This window comes from Paenisporosarcina cavernae (genome assembly GCF_003595195.1).
GTDB lineage: Bacteria > Bacillota > Bacilli > Bacillales_A > Planococcaceae > Paenisporosarcina > Paenisporosarcina cavernae.
This window is the reverse complement of record NZ_CP032418.1, coordinates 2,346,106-2,361,355: the sequence shown is the minus strand read 5'-3', so window position 1 is coordinate 2,361,355 and position 15,250 is coordinate 2,346,106. Positions and strand designations below refer to the sequence as shown.

Here is a 15,250-nt window from a genome sequence, read left to right as displayed (position 1 = left end):
ATCCAAATGACTATGTGCAATCGAAGAACGGAGGGGAAGCTACGTGGCGTTTTTAGAAGAATTTGTGGGGACGACGCCAGTAAGCGTGCTTGTCAATCTGCTCGACATGTTACTTGTATGGTTTGTAATTTATAAAATCATAACGCTCATTCGGGGAACGAAAGCAGTTCAACTGCTAAAAGGGATATTCGTGATTATTATTGCAAGGATTCTCACGGATGTTTTAGGATTTGATACGCTCGGATGGATGATGCAAAAGATTATCGATTGGGGTTTTCTTGCGATTATCATTATCTTCCAGCCTGAATTGAGAAGGGCACTAGAGCAAATTGGTCGCGGTAAATTATTTGCTCGGACGAATATGCAAGAGGCAGAAGAACAAAATCGCTTAATCGAAGCGATGACGAAATCGATTTCGTATATGGCAAAACGTCGGATCGGCGCACTTATTTCAATTGAACGAGAAACTGGATTAAGTGAATATGTCGAGACTGGGATCCCGATGAATTCAGATATTACCTCGGAATTATTAATTAATATTTTTATCCCAAACACCCCTCTACATGATGGTGCAGTTGTTATGCAAAAAAGCAAAATTGCAGCAGCAGCGTGTTATTTGCCATTGTCCGAGAGTCCTTTTATTTCAAAAGAGCTCGGAACTCGTCATCGGGCAGCTCTTGGTTTAAGTGAAGTGACGGATGCGATTACAATTGTTGTATCAGAAGAAACAGGTGCCGTCAGTTTAACGGCAAATGGTGATTTACACCGAAATCTATCGATGGAAGAATTTGAAGCAAGACTTCGCAAAATGTGGTTTGGACCTGAACCGGAAACGACACCAAGCTCTATTTGGACGTGGAGGGGGAAAAAGAATGGATAAGTGGATGGATAGCCCTTGGTTTTTGCGAATAACGGCGCTACTCTTAGCCCTTCTATTATTCCTCACCATTAAGGCAGATCAAAATGCAACGGATTTAGCGAATAGAGGAACACAATCGGATGTGATCCGAGATGTGCCTGTGGAAGTCTATTATGATGATGACAACTTTGTCGTAACAGGAGTTCCAAAAGCGGTGGATTTACGTATAGAAGGACCACCTGCGCAAGTACAATCAATTCGTAATTTACGTGATTTCACCGTTTTCGTCGATTTGCGTAATATGACGATGGGGGAACATCAAGTCACGATTCAGCACGAGAATATTTCGGGTGAGATGGATGTGAAGATCGACCCGGGTGTTGTCACTGTCAATATTGAAGAAAGAGTGACGAAAGAGTTCCGTGTGGAGCCAGAGATGAACGAACGCTTGTTGGCGGAGAATTATGTGATTACTGGTATTGAGTCAGAAACGGAACGTATTTCCGTGACTGGAGCTAAAAGCGTGATTGATAGCATTTCATTTGTAAAGGCATCGGTAGCAGCTGACCAAGGAGTGAAAGAATCCTTCACAAAAGAAGCGGACGTGCGCGTATTAGATCGTGATTTAAATAAGCTTTCTGTATCAATGGAGCCCGCTACAGTCACGGTGAAAGTGACGATAGAGCAATACAGTAAAACACTTCCACTCGATTTGCAAGAACAAGGAACTCCACCCGATGGCGTAACGATTAACTCATTGCGACTTAAAACGGCTTCGGTTCGCGTATATGGTAATAAGGGAATTATCGATGCACTCGATTCACTTCCAGTATCTGTGGACGTTTCCAAGTTGAATGAAAGCTCCACGGTGGAAGGAAAGGTCACCTTGCCAGATGGTGTGACAAAAATCGATCCAGAAAAAATTGAGATCGAAGCGAATATAACAAAACAAGATGAAACTGCGATGAGCAGATTAAACGAACCGGTGACGGATTAATTAAACAAGCCAAGTGGCATTGTTTCAGATTTGAAGGAGAGAATAGTATACATGGGTAAATATTTTGGTACAGATGGTGTTCGTGGCGTTGCGAATAGTGAGCTAACACCTGAATTAGCGTTTCAATTAGGTCGTGTTGGAGGATATGTTCTAACAAAAGGCTCTGCGGAGCGCTCGAAAGTACTAGTTGGTCGTGATACACGTATCTCAGGTCATATGCTAGAAGGTGCACTTACAGCTGGTTTATTATCAGTCGGAGTAGAAGTTATGCGCCTAGGTGTCATTAGTACACCAGGTGTCTCGTATTTAACACGTGTGATGAGCGCGGAAGCTGGTGTTATGATATCTGCATCGCATAATCCTGTAGCAGATAACGGCATTAAATTCTTTGGCTCGGATGGCTTTAAGCTAACCGATGAACAAGAAGCGGAAATGGAAGCTCTGTTAGATGGAGACGGATCTGAGATTCCTCGTCCAATCGGAGGAGATCTAGGAACAATTACAGACTACTTTGAAGGCGGCCAAAAATATATTAGCTATTTGAAGCAATCAGTGGATGAAGACTTCGTTGGCATTCATGTGGCATTAGACTGTGCACACGGAGCAACTTCCTCGATCGCGACACATTTGTTTGCCGATTTAGATGCCGACCTTTCCACAATGGGTGCTTCTCCAAATGGCTTGAATATTAATGCGGGTGTCGGTTCCACTCATCCAGAAAAATTAGCAGAGCTAGTGGTTGAAAAAGGCGCGGACGTTGGATTAGCGTTCGACGGCGATGGAGACCGCTTAATCGCAGTAGATGAAAAAGGAAACATCGTAGACGGCGACCAAATCATGTATATTTGTGCAAAGCACTTAAAAAATGAAGGTCGTTTAAACAATGACGCGGTTGTTTCTACTGTCATGAGCAACATGGGCTTCTATAAAGCACTGGAAGAACATGGTATGACAAGCGTTAAAACAGCAGTAGGCGATCGATATGTCGTCGAAGAGATGAAGAAGAATGGATATAACCTTGGTGGAGAGCAATCAGGACACATTATTTTCCTCGATTACAACACAACTGGTGACGGATTGCTGACTGGGCTTCAATTAGTCAATATCATGAAAATGACAGGGAAGAAATTATCCGAGCTTGCAGCTGAGATGACTATTTTCCCTCAAAAACTTGTGAATATCCGCGTGACAGATAAACATGCCGTAACGGACAACGAAAAAGTCGCTGCCGTGATTGCGGAAGTGGAGAAGGAAATGGACGGGGATGGACGTGTTTTAGTACGCCCTTCTGGAACAGAACCACTTGTTCGCGTAATGGTGGAAGCACCAACAGCAGAAGCATGTGAAAACTATGTAGAACGCATTGCACAAGTTGTGCGTGATGAAATGGGACTAAACGAATAATATAGGTGAGACTCGGCCATGCGAATGGTCGGGTTTTTTTGTAGAGATGGAAGAGTGGAGTGCGTTGCGTAGAATAAGTAGAGCGATAGGTAAATTAACGTGGATATGCGTAACATAACGTTCATGATTGGTATGTTAACTCGAATTTAGGTCAAATAACTCGAGAAGGTAATTAGTTTGGCTACAGTGTTTGAGAACGATTTGAGAATAGATGTAGTGGAGGCGGAACGAATTTTACTGTGAATCGGTGATGCTGATTTTATTTCCAATAAAGGATTGGTTCGTGTTCTTAAAATCTGCACCTGTATAACGTTGAGAAGGTTTCGCCGTGCCAGGAATAGGTAATAGTACATTATTGACGTTAACTGCTATATTCAGTATGATGAACATGCTGCAGATGGAATGATTTCCTAGTAGTCGCAGGAGGAGGAAAGTTTGCGTCAAATCGGAAAACAGTTGAAGCGCCAGAGCTAAAGAAATCGGACGGAAATGATCTTTAGCAGACGAGGTGGAGGTTTATCGAAGTTTCGGCGGATGCCTCCCGGCCGCGATACCCGGTCGTCATGTTATTTCTTAAAGCCCGGAAGTGATTTCGGATGGAAAGGAAATAGTGGGTACAGTAAAAAGCGTCTGCACGCGAATGCAGGACGCTTATTTGAATTTTTATAAATGGAGGATTTACACATATGTGCGGTATCGTAGGATATATTGGGGAAATTGATGCAAAAGAGATTTTATTAAAAGGGTTAGAGAAGCTAGAGTATCGTGGATATGACTCGGCTGGTATTGCTGTGCGCAATGAAGCGGGAATTACGGTATTTAAAGAAAAAGGTCGTATTGCGGATCTTCGTTCTGCAGTAGATACAGGCGTTGAAGGCAAAACTGGAATTGGACACACTCGTTGGGCAACACACGGTGTGCCAAACCAAGTAAATGCGCATCCACACCAAAGTACAAGTGGCCGTTTTACGTTAGTGCATAATGGCGTTATCGAAAACTATCATTTATTGCAAAAAGAATATTTACCAGGCGTGGAAATGAAGTCTGACACAGACACAGAAGTAATTGTGCAGTTAATCGAGAAATTCGTGAATGACGGGATGACAACGGCAGAAGCATTCCGTAAAACATTAGGTCTACTTCATGGGTCGTATGCGATTGCCTTATTAGATGCAGAAGAAGCGCAAACTATTTATGTGGCAAAAAACAAAAGCCCACTGTTAGTTGGACTTGGCGATGATTTCAATGTGGTCGCATCGGATGCAATGGCGATGCTACAAGTAACGGATCGCTATGTAGAATTGCATGACCAAGAAATGGTCATCGTAAAAAAGGAATCAGTCGAAATTCAAACGCTAGACGGTAAAACAGTAGCACGTGATTCATATGTGGCGGAACTTGATATGAGCGATATTGAAAAAGGAACATATCCTCACTACATGTTAAAAGAGATTGATGAGCAACCTGCTGTTATGCGTAAAATCATTCAAGCGTATCAAAATGATGCAGGTGAGTTAACGATCGATTCGAACATCGTGGATGCTATCAATGCTGCAGATCGTTTATATATTATTGCTGCTGGAACGAGCTACCACGCTGGATTAGTCGGAAAAGGCTATTTTGAGAAATTAACAGGAAAACCTGTAGAAGTGCACATTTCAAGTGAATTTGGCTATAACATGCCACTTCTGTCAGAAAAACCGTTATTCATTTTCATTACGCAATCTGGTGAGACTGCAGATTCGCGTCAAGTGTTAGTGAAAATCAAAGAGCTTGGACATCCAACACTGACAATTACAAACGTACAAGGATCGACTCTTTCTCGTGAAGCTGACCACACGTTGTTACTACATGCGGGTCCAGAAATTGCCGTTGCATCGACAAAAGCATATGTAGCGCAAATTGCCGTGCTTGCAGTTGCGGCTACTGTTGCAGCGAAACAAGCTGGAAAAACAATCGATTTTGACTTAGTACATGAACTAGGAATTGTCGCCAATGCGATTCAAGCGATGGTTGACTCTAAAGATGAAATGGAAGCAATTGCGAAAGACTTCTTAGCTACAACTCGTAATGCGTTCTTCATCGGACGTAATGTCGACTTCTACGTAAGTTTAGAAGGAGCATTGAAACTAAAAGAAATCTCCTACATCCAAGCAGAAGGGTTTGCTGGTGGGGAATTAAAACACGGTACAATCGCGTTAATCGAAGACGGTACGCCAGTGTTCGCACTTGCGACGCAAAAAGCAGTCGCGTTGAACATTCGTGGAAACGTAAAAGAAGTAGTTGCTCGTGGTGCGAAACCATCCATCATTTCAATGGAAGGTATGGAAGAAGAGGGAGACACATTAGTGATCCCACCAGTTCATCCATTGTTGACACCACTCGTGTCAGTAATACCTTTACAATTAATCAGCTACTATGCAGCTCTACACAGAGACTGTGACGTAGACAAACCAAGAAACTTAGCAAAATCAGTAACTGTAGAGTAAATAGTAAATGCCATCTAGAGATAAATCTAGGTGGCATTTTTTGTCTATATTTATTTGCATCTCAAGTTAGAATTAATTTATTTTCTTAATTTCCTTCACAACCGCTTTCCCTGGTTTAGAGCCAATGATATCCCCCTGAATCGTTGCTTGGACTTTATCACCAATTTCATATTCCTCAGTTGTAACTCCTTCTAAATTAGTGAAATCAAAAATCCAAGTATTCATATCATTTTGGGGTAATTCTTCTTTAAGCCATTCAAATTCAACCATGTTTACATCTTCAACAATAAGAAGCATATTGTCTTTAATTTCAAGGACATAGCCTTGGACCGTAACTTCTGGCATTTCATTCTGTTCTATTTCAGATTGTTCTATTACGTACTCTGCAATCTCCGTCAATTTCTCACCATCATAACTTTGATCACAAGAAGTCCATTTGAATTCACGTTGACCACCATTTATATGAACCTTTAGTTGATAGTTCTTTGCATCTTCCTCAGTACATTTAGCTTGCAAATCTTTTTCACCTAAATAATTCATCAGTACCAATTCTTTATAAACCTCTTGCATAACGCTTTCGGGTAACTCAAAATCCTTTGTACTTTGAGTTTCTTGAGTACTGATAACTTTTTTCATCGTTTTACTTACAGTATTTATTTCGTTCTCAAGCTCAATACCATACTTCAATTCAATTTCAAATAAGTCTTGCTGATTCATGTTATAGTCTATTTGTAAAACACTCTCCATCCCATAAGGCAACCCCTTACAGTCGGTTACAATATATGCTATATTAGTCGGGTTTGATTCAACCAATAGTTTGCCGCAAGTGATTGTAGTGACTTGACCACTTCCATAAGTATCTCTAGTGGTATCGTGCTCCACTTCAATTGTATCCCCGTTATAACTTAAATCCGTGACCATTGGATCTCCTTCAATCGTATAATGGACAATCCGCAAATCAGAAGCTATCCCTTTTTGAGTGTTTTCAAAAAAGACCTGCATATTTTTAACACCTTCAACTCCGCCATGCGTATTAATGACATCAACGTCACTTACCCCCTTTACTGAAGGTTTTACTCTCTCTTGCATCTCATCAGAACCATTAGAGGTATTACAAGCTACTAGAAGGCAGGCTAGTACAAAAAGATATACGATGTACTTTATTTTTAACATCGAATTATCACATCCATCTTTATAGAATTTTCCGCTATTTTTATTCATAACAGCTCTGTAAAATCAAAATAGAGCCACTGTAGCATCTCCTTCTTGACATTACATCCACTACTCCACCCTCACAAAATAAAAATCAGTACACAGTTGTATTCTGTGAAAGTAATGAGACAACAATTCCCATTACATGACTGAACCAAGCAAAGTATTTATTTACTTAATTGATTATAGGAAATGAACCTCAAAAACTAGGGTAATCACAGCCGAAAGTTGATTTATCAATGTTTCAAAAACCCAATTATCACTCATTGAATATTAAATGGATTTACATATATTAACTTTCAACACCAGTTCCCAAAAAACCTTTTTTCTTTAACTAAACGGCATTGTTCGTACGCTGTCTCGAATTTTTTGTGGTAAAAAATAGAAAGAATGCAGATGGAAGTAAAGCCAAGGGGAATAAAAGAGTGAGAAAAAGGGAGAGAGGAAAAGGGTTGGGGAAATTTTGGGAAGAAACGAATAACCGATACACAATGATTTAGGTGGCATTTTTTATTCTAAAAATATCATTTTATCGTAAATCCTCACTTCATACTGCTAATTCAATATTTGTTGTTTATTGCAAAATTAAAGTGCGGTTTTGCACTAATTCTGCACACTTAATGGGTATAGTACAGATAAGAGCAGAAAAGGAGGAAGAACTTTGAGTAAAAAAATGAAAATGTTTATTAGTGCATTAACAATGACGGCGATAACTGGGCTTGCGGCATGTGGAGCAAGTGACGATATGGATTCTCATGAGAATATGGGCGAAATGAAAAAAATGGATAACGAGATGGACCATTCTGAAATGGAAATGTCAGGTTCTGGAGAAGTACCTACAGGATTAGAAGCGTCAGAAAATCCAACATTCGAAGTAGGAGATACTGCCATTATTACGGCAGATCACATGGAAGGGATGAAAGATGCAAAGGCTACAATTGTTGGGGCGTTTGAAACTGTTGCTTATAGTATTTCTTATGATCCAACTAATGGTGGACAACGAGTAGAGAATCATAAATGGATTATTCACGAGGAGATTCAAGATGCTACGGATGAGCCGTACAAAACTGGTGATGAAGTAAAAGTAAAGGCGGACCATATGAAAGGTATGGATGGTGCGATCGCAACAATCGATTCTGCTGAAGAAACGACGGTATATATGGTTGATTTTGAAATGACGACTACTGGAGATAAAGTTAAAAATCATAAATGGGTAACGGAAGATGAATTAACGAAACAGTAATTATAAATACGGACAGACTAAAACGACTGTCTATAGCCAAGTTGCCCGCTTGCAAAGCATACTAGGATGTTTTATTTCCCATACTGAAAGGTAGAGTTAATAGAGAGTATAGGAAAAGGAGTGGGAAGATTGGATAAAGAACAGATGAAGAAAAAAATTCTAGAGGTATTAGAAAGAAGACAGACTGGTGTACTTGCTACGGTCAAACAAAACAAGCCACATTCAAGATACATGACATTTTTTCATGATGAGTTAACATTTTATACACCGACAAGTATCGAAACGCACAAGGCAGAAGAGATTGAAGAGAACCCGAATATCCATGCATTAGTAGGATATGAAGGGGAGGGATATGGAGATCCATATCTCGAAATAGAAGGTACTTCTACAATTCAAGATGATAAAGAGTTAAAGGAAAAATTTTGGTCAGAGCAAATGTCCCATTATTTTGAAGGTCCAAATGATCCTAACTATGTGCTTCTTGAAATCAAACCAAGTTTAATTAGATTAATGAACAGTGAAGAGAAAGAACCGCAAGTCTTGGAGCTGTAAATGAACGCATTTTAATGTGAATAAAAAGAATAAATTCACGTGCCATCTAGAGAAATCTAGATGGCTTTTTTTGGATATTAAAGGTCAGAGAGAGGGAAGTGTCGAATAATGATAGATAGATCAGTCACAAAATTATCGATTGAATGAAGGGGTCAGCGATGGGAAAAAGAAATTATCTAATAGAAGGCGTTTCTTGTACAGGCAAGACAACGGTTTGCAATGAATTGCAGAGTAGAGGTTATCACGCGATTCATGGGGATAGGGAATTGGCATATCAAGGTGATCCAGAAACGGGAGAACCGACAAATAGCGGAACACACGAGAATCATATTTGGGATTTAGATAAAGTAAAAGCTTGCGTAGCTAACAGTGATGAAGAGATAACATTTTTCTGTGGAGGTTCGAGGAACTTTTCGAAGTTTATCGAGTTATTTGATGGTGTGTTTGTTCTCGATATCGACAGGGGTACTTTACAACAGCGACTGGATGAACGACCACAAAATGAGTGGGGCGCAAAGAAATCGGAACGTGATCTTATTTTGCGACTCCACGAAACGAAAGAAGACATTCCGAAAAACGGGGTGCTCATCGATGGTACTAAGTCAATTGAGCAAGTCGTTGATGACATACTCTTTCATTGCGAAAAAAATGATAGACAACAAACATAATATACGATCACTCTTTAACAAGAGAAAGATTTTTTCTGTAAAATAGAGGTTTTTATCCCAAAGATCAACTATATTAGTGATGCCATTGAACAGTTAGAAGACACATTCTATCAAGGAGGAACATCATGAAATTTATATGTATGGGTTATTTGAATCCGGAGAAAATGGATGCACGTCCAGAAGCGGAGATTGAAGAAGTGATGAATGAATGCGCCGTACAATTGGAGACATTTTTTCAAAGCGGGAAAGTACTCTTAGATGTGGGTCTAGAAAAAGAGGTAAAATCACTTTCTCGCAAGAATGGCCAAATTGTCATTCAAGAGGTTCAGCAAACTAATGAGGCTATCGGAAGTGTTTTTATGATTGAGGCACAGGATATGGAAGAGGCAATTAAAATCGCTTCCTTACACCCCACTGTCCAGGTGGAAAAGGGAGTAGAGTTTGAATGGAGAATTGAGATTCACCCTATCCATTTCTTCCAGGAATTTTAACGTAGCCTTTGAAAGAAATTGATTTCAATCACTGACCTTAAAAGTGAATCATTAAAAGGTGGGAAGAAGTATGACAAATATAATCGAAACGTATAAGAAAATCATCCATCGTCATTCAGTAACGCAACTCGTCTATAGTCCATCGAAGGAACAGTGGTCTATTAGTCAAGTTATAGATCACTGTATCGCAGTGGCAGAAGAATATCTAGAGAGTGCAATTGATTGCTTAAATGAAAGTAATGAGCAAAGCGAAGGAAAAACTGAGTTTGGTGACAAGTTGTTTACGAATGGTGGATTTCCGCCGATTAAGATTAAGCTGCCTAAAGAGATGAACGCAGCACCTAAAAATTCTGAGAATAAAGATGCTCTCCTGACGCGATTAGATGATTTAGCTAACAGTATGAATGCTGCGGAAGTGAACATTCGTAAAACGAACCCGAGGTTGAAGCTTCAACACGGCGGTTTCGGCTGGTTAAATGCGCGTGAATGGTTCGAGTTAATCGATATGCATTTTCGTCATCATCTTCGTCAGATAGATGCGATGGACCAAAAGATAAAATGGAACCAAATTTAGAGTAATGTAAGTAATGTCAGAGAAATTTTTCTTTCTAACGTGTGCTTTCTTCCACTCGAAATGCCTATTCATTAAAAGTGATGTATTAGAAATTACCAAGTAGAGTAATTCAGAAAATAGTAAGGGTAAGGACAATAGAATAGCGAGTAGTCTACCTAAGTCAGTAAATAGGTAGTGTTATTTGTTTAATAAATTTATGTGGTTTATAGGAAAGTAATTGTATCCGCATTACAATCAATGGACATTCTTAAAATACCAAAAACCTTCATTACATGCATTGTATCTAAGGTGTTACCATTAAAATAGGTTGAATTATATTTAGTAATACCGTAATTTTTTTGTATAACCAACCCTATTATGTGAGTAAATTTTAAACACATGATAGGGTTTGCTTGGTTACATCAATGTATGTAAAAGTTTTGGTTACTTGGTGTTGAGAAGAATCGACTCATTCATCCTATAATTTAATAAAATTTGAATTAATACTATCTCCACTCGTGTTCTAAGATACTGTACATTAGTGAATCTCGCCATCCGTCTTTTATCATCAAATCTTCACGAATTTGGCCTTCTTTAACCATACCTACCTTCTCCAGTACTTTTGTCGAAGCTATGTTTCTTGGGTCACAAGTTGCATATATCCGATGAAGTTTAAGCACGTCAAATCCAAACTCAATTAGAAGAGTTGCAACTTCTGTTGCAAAACCTTTACCCCAGTAATCTGGATTCACAATATATGCGATTTCTCCAGCTTTGTTTCTAAAATCTCTTATCTTAAACTCTCCAGCACCAATCATATTCTCTTTATATATCATCGCAAATACAAATCTTTTCCTTGGTACTTGACGAGCATCTCTTATGACTTGATTTACAAAATTGATGGAGTCTTCTTCGGTATTTGGTCCCCAAGGTTGATATTGGGATACTAAATCTTGTGATGCGTATTTATGTACGTCAAACCAGTCACTCTTAGTCATTTCTCTTAACAATATTCTGTCATTTGAAAATTCCAATTGTGTTCCCTCCGCAATCCTAACAAAATCGAGTTTTCCCACAAAACCGTTAAGATATTTTATGTACTTTTTTCACAAACTTTCTATTACACTAACATAAATATTTAATACGCTACCTAAACCTTGATAAGTGATAGATGGAAAATTGTTACTCAAACTCTTTTAAAAATATCCAAATTTAATTCAAATCTAGAAATTGAAATCATTATACTCAAACTTCCGTATTAATTCACCTCTTCTTGGAAAAATAAGCAGGAGGTGAATGTGGTGGGTGATAATGTGAGTTATTTTCAATTGATTATGGAAACGATCATTACTTTTTTTGTATTGTTAATGATGACAAGGTTCTTAGGGAAAAAGCAACTGAGTCATTTAACTTTTTTCAATTATATAACAGGAATCACTATTGGATCTCTTTCAGCAAACATGGTGTTGTTGAGTTCGAACGATTTTTTAAAAGAGCTAACAGCCCTTGTTCTATGGTGTGCATTGGCGTCGTTAGTTGGATTTATTAGCATGAAGTCAGGAAAGTTACGTGTGATTCTGGACGGTCAGCCAACAATTGTTGTGAAAAAAGGGAAGATTGATCGAAAGGCGTTAGTTCGAACAATGATTAACGTTGACGACTTAACGATGATGATGCGTCAAAAAGATGTATTTTCCATTTCAGAAGTGGATTATGCGATTTTAGAGCCAAATGGTGCGTTAAGTATCTTGAAAAAGCCCGAGTTTCAGTCGGTCGTGACCAGCGATTTTCAGTTGAACAAGCCATCGCCAAATTTTCTTCCAACGGAAATAATTGTGGATGGTAAGATTATTTATCAAAATTTGAAAGAACTTGGGTTAAGTCAAGAGTGGCTAACCAATGAGTTAATGAAAGAAAATGTATCGACGATTGAAACCATTATTTATGCGGAATTACAACCAAATGGTGAGTTAATCATTCAACAAGCTTAATCGCTTGAGCATATTCAGACTAGAGCGTAGATAATGAGCTGTAATCACTCCGGAATTATTCAATATTACCCTATAAAAGTACCCTCATTAACGCGTTTCATTGAGACGGTTAATCACCTGGATTGCCTCTTCTACAGTCGTCACATCATAAATTTCGACGTTTGCGTGAAGTTCTTTTTTTATAGTCGCTGCCTCTTTCGCATTTTCACTCGGTACAATGAAATAAGGAATCCCCGTTTTTTCGATAATTTGAATTTTTTCTTTTATGTTTCCAATTGTTAAAACGGTCCCATTTTCATTAACCGCTCCAGTCACAGCTATAGGGACATGATTTTCAAAATCTCCTTCTTTAACACGCCCATTTAAAGCTAAACTTAACCCCGCACTATAGGCATCTATCTTTGGACGATCTAGAAAATTTTTGAGCCATGGGTCTTCTTTACCTAAGTAGCGCGTCACATTTTTTCTAGTATCTTCTGTTAAATTTCCTTTCCGAAGATGGAGCCATGTGAGCAATTGTCTGTTTTTAACCCCATAGATCATTCTGTTCGTTACTTCTATTATAGAGAGTACTTTTACACGTTCTTGAAGCAACAATTCCTTCGCTGCCTGCATACTTTCGACGTTCCGTATCTCCATCTCACCAACCCCAATGGAATAAATGGATGAGCCAGCTAATGCTTCATCAGGCTGAACATATCGATACGCTATATGCGTAACAGAAGCGTACCCGAGTAAAACAAATTCATAACAAAACAAAACCGTTAGGATGCTTGTTGCAATAGCAATATTTTTCCTTTTACCGGGCTTCTTCCGTTTCTTGAGCAATAAAATAGTTAGCCAAATTCCAAGTATCACTATTCCAACCAACAAAAAGAAAACGAATAGTAACTCTGTAATGGCTTCTTGCAAATACGAGATAAGAAAAAGGAGATAGTATAGAATTGGAAGTGTGATAGAAACAACTTTCGATTTATTCATCGCAACAATTAGCCTCCAGCTTAAACTTGTTTTCATCGTACCATACATATTGGAATATATTTCAAATTCTATCGAAAAGATGGAACTTATTTGGCTAGAATTTCGTACGTAGTACATACACAAAGGAGCGATACAAATGGACAGTATTATATTCGATTTAGATGGTACACTGTGGGATCCAATTAATACCGTTTTAGCTGCTTGGAATAAACAAATTCTTGCTTACGATGCTAGTAAATCTCCGTTAACGAGAAAAGATTTCGAAGGCATTATGGGAATGCAGTTACATGAGTTTAGTGGCATTTTATTCCCCGATATGGAGGAGAAAGAACGCGCGACGCTAATCAATGCGTGCTGTGAATCAGAGCATGCCGAAATTGAGAAGATTGGCGGGAACCTTTATCCGAATGTAGAAAAAGTTTTAAAGGAGCTTTCAAAGAAGTATCCATTATTTATCGTCAGCAATTGTAATGACGGTTATATTGAAGCGTTTTATGCGTATCACAAGCTGGATCCATACTTTCAAGACTTCGAAAACCCAGGGAGGACAGGATTGTCAAAAGGAGAAAATATTCAACTCGTGATGGAGAGAAATAATCTCTCTGCACCTATCTATATTGGTGATACCGATGGAGACCGAAGATCGGCAGAATTTGCGGGTATACCGTTTGTCTACGCGGCGTATGGATTTGGGAAAGTGGATGGCTATGACATGAAAATAGAGTCGGTGGAAGAGTTACTCACGAAGATCGACTACATATAGGAATGGGGGTTCAATTAAATGACAACATTAGATAATATAAAGAGAATCTTGGAAGATAATTATGCTCTTTCCATTGAAAAAATAAAGGAATTATCTATTGGAAGTGATCCTAATTCAAAAGTATACGAGATTATAGACCGAAATGAGACCAGTTACTTTCTCAAAGCGCGTATTGGGGAAGAACAAAACGTCGGAACTCTCGTGTTAGCTGCACTTCATTCACAAGGAATAGAACATGTGATAGCTCCACTTCAAACGCGGAATGGTGAAGTAGGCGTGAGGAAAGAAGATGTGTCGTATTATCTCTTTCCATTCATTGAAAGTAAGGATGCATATGAGATCGAGTTGTCCGATTCTCAGTGGACGGAACTCGGAGAAGTATTGCGAAGAATTCAATCGGTCCAACTTCCAGACGTTTTAGTGGAATTACTTCCGAAAGAAGATTTTCGTTCAAGGAATGTAGAGATTGTAAAAAAATATGATGATTGCTTCATGACTGAGCAGTTTGTAAACAAACTAGCAGCACGCTTAGCCGTTTTTTGGCGCGAACATCGACGATATATCTTGCAGTTAGTAGAGAACACAGAACGTGCAAGTGAACGATTGGTTAGACAAGATCATGAGTTCGTCTTATGTCATTCTGATTTACATCCTGGAAATATTGTTGTTTCAACCGAAGGAAATTTGTTTCTCGTGGATTGGGATACTCCTATTCTTGCCCCAAAGGAACGCGATCTAATGTTCATCGGGGGAGGGCATCGTTTTCGAAATGAAAATAGCGAAGCTTTCTATCAAGGGTATGGACAGACAGAAGTAAACATAAGCGCGCTCACCTATTACCGAAATGAACGGATTTTGGCGGATATTGCGGTGGATACTATGCAAATTCTCGAGCAAGAAGGTTCGTTAGAAGATCGTGAACAAGCGTATTATTTCCTGACTAGACAGTTTGAACCTTGGAGAGAAGTAGAGGTTGCACTAAAAGTATTTAGTTAACACGCAATCGTCCTATTCTATAAGTCTCCCTCAATTGTAGGTGTTGTAAGA

15 protein-coding genes are annotated in these 15,250 nt (G+C 39.0%); 12 read left to right on the top strand and 3 right to left on the bottom strand.

Annotated elements, in window-relative coordinates:
• Positions 1-43: 43 nt before the first annotated feature.
• The 4 genes from cdaA to glmS all read left to right on the top strand — a co-directional run bounded on the left by cdaA (position 44) and on the right by glmS (position 5,749).
• Positions 44-880 (top strand): diadenylate cyclase CdaA, encoded by an 837-nt coding sequence (cdaA, locus tag D3873_RS12250; RefSeq protein ID WP_119884279.1) that lies wholly within the window; start codon positions 44-46, stop codon positions 878-880.
• Positions 873-1,856 carry a CdaR family protein gene (locus D3873_RS12245; RefSeq protein WP_119884278.1) on the top strand — a complete coding sequence of 328 codons (984 nt, stop codon included), beginning with the start codon at positions 873-875 and terminating at the stop codon, positions 1,854-1,856. The genes cdaA and D3873_RS12245 overlap by 8 nt, the downstream gene beginning before the upstream one ends.
• 51 nt (positions 1,857-1,907) lie before the next feature.
• The gene (gene glmM / locus D3873_RS12240) at positions 1,908-3,260 is read left to right on the top strand and encodes a phosphoglucosamine mutase (RefSeq protein ID WP_119884277.1); all 1,353 of its coding nucleotides are present in this window, start codon (positions 1,908-1,910) and stop codon (positions 3,258-3,260) included.
• A 686-nt stretch (positions 3,261-3,946) separates the two neighbouring features.
• On the top strand, positions 3,947-5,749 hold the full coding sequence (glmS, locus tag D3873_RS12235; protein ID WP_119884276.1) for a glutamine--fructose-6-phosphate transaminase (isomerizing): 1,803 nt from the start codon (positions 3,947-3,949) through the stop codon (positions 5,747-5,749).
• A gap of 72 nt (positions 5,750-5,821) precedes the next feature.
• Here glmS and D3873_RS12230 read toward each other — a convergent pair whose 3' ends face one another.
• Complete coding sequence (locus D3873_RS12230; protein WP_119884275.1) at positions 5,822-6,922, bottom strand: DUF4362 domain-containing protein; 1,101 nt, start codon at positions 6,920-6,922, stop codon at positions 5,822-5,824.
• A 712-nt stretch (positions 6,923-7,634) separates the two neighbouring features.
• Between D3873_RS12230 and D3873_RS12225 the strand changes: the two genes are divergently transcribed.
• The 5 genes from D3873_RS12225 (at position 7,635) to D3873_RS12205 (ending at position 10,489) form a co-directional block, all read left to right on the top strand.
• Entirely contained in the window at positions 7,635-8,204 is a 570-nt protein-coding gene (locus D3873_RS12225; RefSeq protein WP_119884559.1) for a YdhK family protein, read from the top strand.
• Positions 8,205-8,333: 129 nt separating this feature from the next.
• Complete coding sequence (locus D3873_RS12220) at positions 8,334-8,756, top strand: pyridoxamine 5'-phosphate oxidase family protein (protein ID WP_119884274.1); 423 nt, start codon at positions 8,334-8,336, stop codon at positions 8,754-8,756.
• Between the two features lie 158 nt (positions 8,757-8,914).
• Complete coding sequence (locus D3873_RS12215; RefSeq protein ID WP_119884273.1) at positions 8,915-9,424, top strand: AAA family ATPase; 510 nt, start codon at positions 8,915-8,917, stop codon at positions 9,422-9,424.
• A 125-nt stretch (positions 9,425-9,549) separates the two neighbouring features.
• Positions 9,550-9,915 carry a YciI family protein gene (locus D3873_RS12210; protein WP_119884272.1) on the top strand — a complete coding sequence of 122 codons (366 nt, stop codon included), beginning with the start codon at positions 9,550-9,552 and terminating at the stop codon, positions 9,913-9,915.
• A gap of 70 nt (positions 9,916-9,985) precedes the next feature.
• A complete protein-coding gene (locus D3873_RS12205; RefSeq protein ID WP_119884271.1) occupies positions 9,986-10,489 on the top strand; it encodes a DinB family protein in 504 nt (167 codons plus the stop codon).
• A gap of 485 nt (positions 10,490-10,974) precedes the next feature.
• Here the strand turns inward: D3873_RS12205 and D3873_RS12200 are convergent, their stop codons facing one another.
• Positions 10,975-11,502 carry a GNAT family N-acetyltransferase gene (locus tag D3873_RS12200; protein ID WP_119884270.1) on the bottom strand — a complete coding sequence of 176 codons (528 nt, stop codon included), beginning with the start codon at positions 11,500-11,502 and terminating at the stop codon, positions 10,975-10,977.
• Between the two features lie 267 nt (positions 11,503-11,769).
• Here D3873_RS12200 and D3873_RS12195 point away from each other — a divergent pair, with 267 nt between their 5' ends.
• Positions 11,770-12,459, top strand: a complete 690-nt coding sequence (locus D3873_RS12195; RefSeq protein WP_238473790.1) for a YetF domain-containing protein — start codon at positions 11,770-11,772, stop codon at positions 12,457-12,459.
• A gap of 87 nt (positions 12,460-12,546) precedes the next feature.
• Here D3873_RS12195 and D3873_RS12190 read toward each other — a convergent pair whose 3' ends face one another.
• Positions 12,547-13,440, bottom strand: a complete 894-nt coding sequence (locus D3873_RS12190) for a S16 family serine protease (RefSeq protein ID WP_162920205.1) — start codon at positions 13,438-13,440, stop codon at positions 12,547-12,549.
• A 136-nt stretch (positions 13,441-13,576) separates the two neighbouring features.
• Here D3873_RS12190 and D3873_RS12185 point away from each other — a divergent pair, with 136 nt between their 5' ends.
• A complete protein-coding gene (locus D3873_RS12185) occupies positions 13,577-14,203 on the top strand; it encodes an HAD family hydrolase (RefSeq protein ID WP_119884268.1) in 627 nt (208 codons plus the stop codon).
• An 18-nt stretch (positions 14,204-14,221) separates the two neighbouring features.
• Positions 14,222-15,199, top strand: a complete 978-nt coding sequence (locus D3873_RS12180; RefSeq protein ID WP_119884267.1) for an aminoglycoside phosphotransferase family protein — start codon at positions 14,222-14,224, stop codon at positions 15,197-15,199.
• Positions 15,200-15,250: the final 51 nt, after the last annotated feature.

What these genes read in the sequence shown, in the direction of transcription:
- D3873_RS12245 (WP_119884278.1), top strand. Translation starts at nt 873, where the DNA reads ATGGATAAGTGGATGGATAGCCCTTGGTTTTTGCGAATAACGGCGCTA.
- glmM (WP_119884277.1), top strand. Translation starts at nt 1,908, where the DNA reads ATGGGTAAATATTTTGGTACAGATGGTGTTCGTGGCGTTGCGAATAGT.
- glmS (WP_119884276.1), top strand. Translation starts at nt 3,947, where the DNA reads ATGTGCGGTATCGTAGGATATATTGGGGAAATTGATGCAAAAGAGATT.
- D3873_RS12230 (WP_119884275.1), bottom strand. Translation starts at nt 6,922, where the DNA reads ATGTTAAAAATAAAGTACATCGTATATCTTTTTGTACTAGCCTGCCTT.
- D3873_RS12225 (WP_119884559.1), top strand. Translation starts at nt 7,635, where the DNA reads ATGAAAATGTTTATTAGTGCATTAACAATGACGGCGATAACTGGGCTT.
- D3873_RS12215 (WP_119884273.1), top strand. Translation starts at nt 8,915, where the DNA reads ATGGGAAAAAGAAATTATCTAATAGAAGGCGTTTCTTGTACAGGCAAG.
- D3873_RS12210 (WP_119884272.1), top strand. Translation starts at nt 9,550, where the DNA reads ATGAAATTTATATGTATGGGTTATTTGAATCCGGAGAAAATGGATGCA.
- D3873_RS12205 (WP_119884271.1), top strand. Translation starts at nt 9,986, where the DNA reads ATGACAAATATAATCGAAACGTATAAGAAAATCATCCATCGTCATTCA.
- D3873_RS12190 (WP_162920205.1), bottom strand. Translation starts at nt 13,440, where the DNA reads ATGAATAAATCGAAAGTTGTTTCTATCACACTTCCAATTCTATACTAT.
- D3873_RS12185 (WP_119884268.1), top strand. Translation starts at nt 13,577, where the DNA reads ATGGACAGTATTATATTCGATTTAGATGGTACACTGTGGGATCCAATT.
- D3873_RS12180 (WP_119884267.1), top strand. Translation starts at nt 14,222, where the DNA reads ATGACAACATTAGATAATATAAAGAGAATCTTGGAAGATAATTATGCT.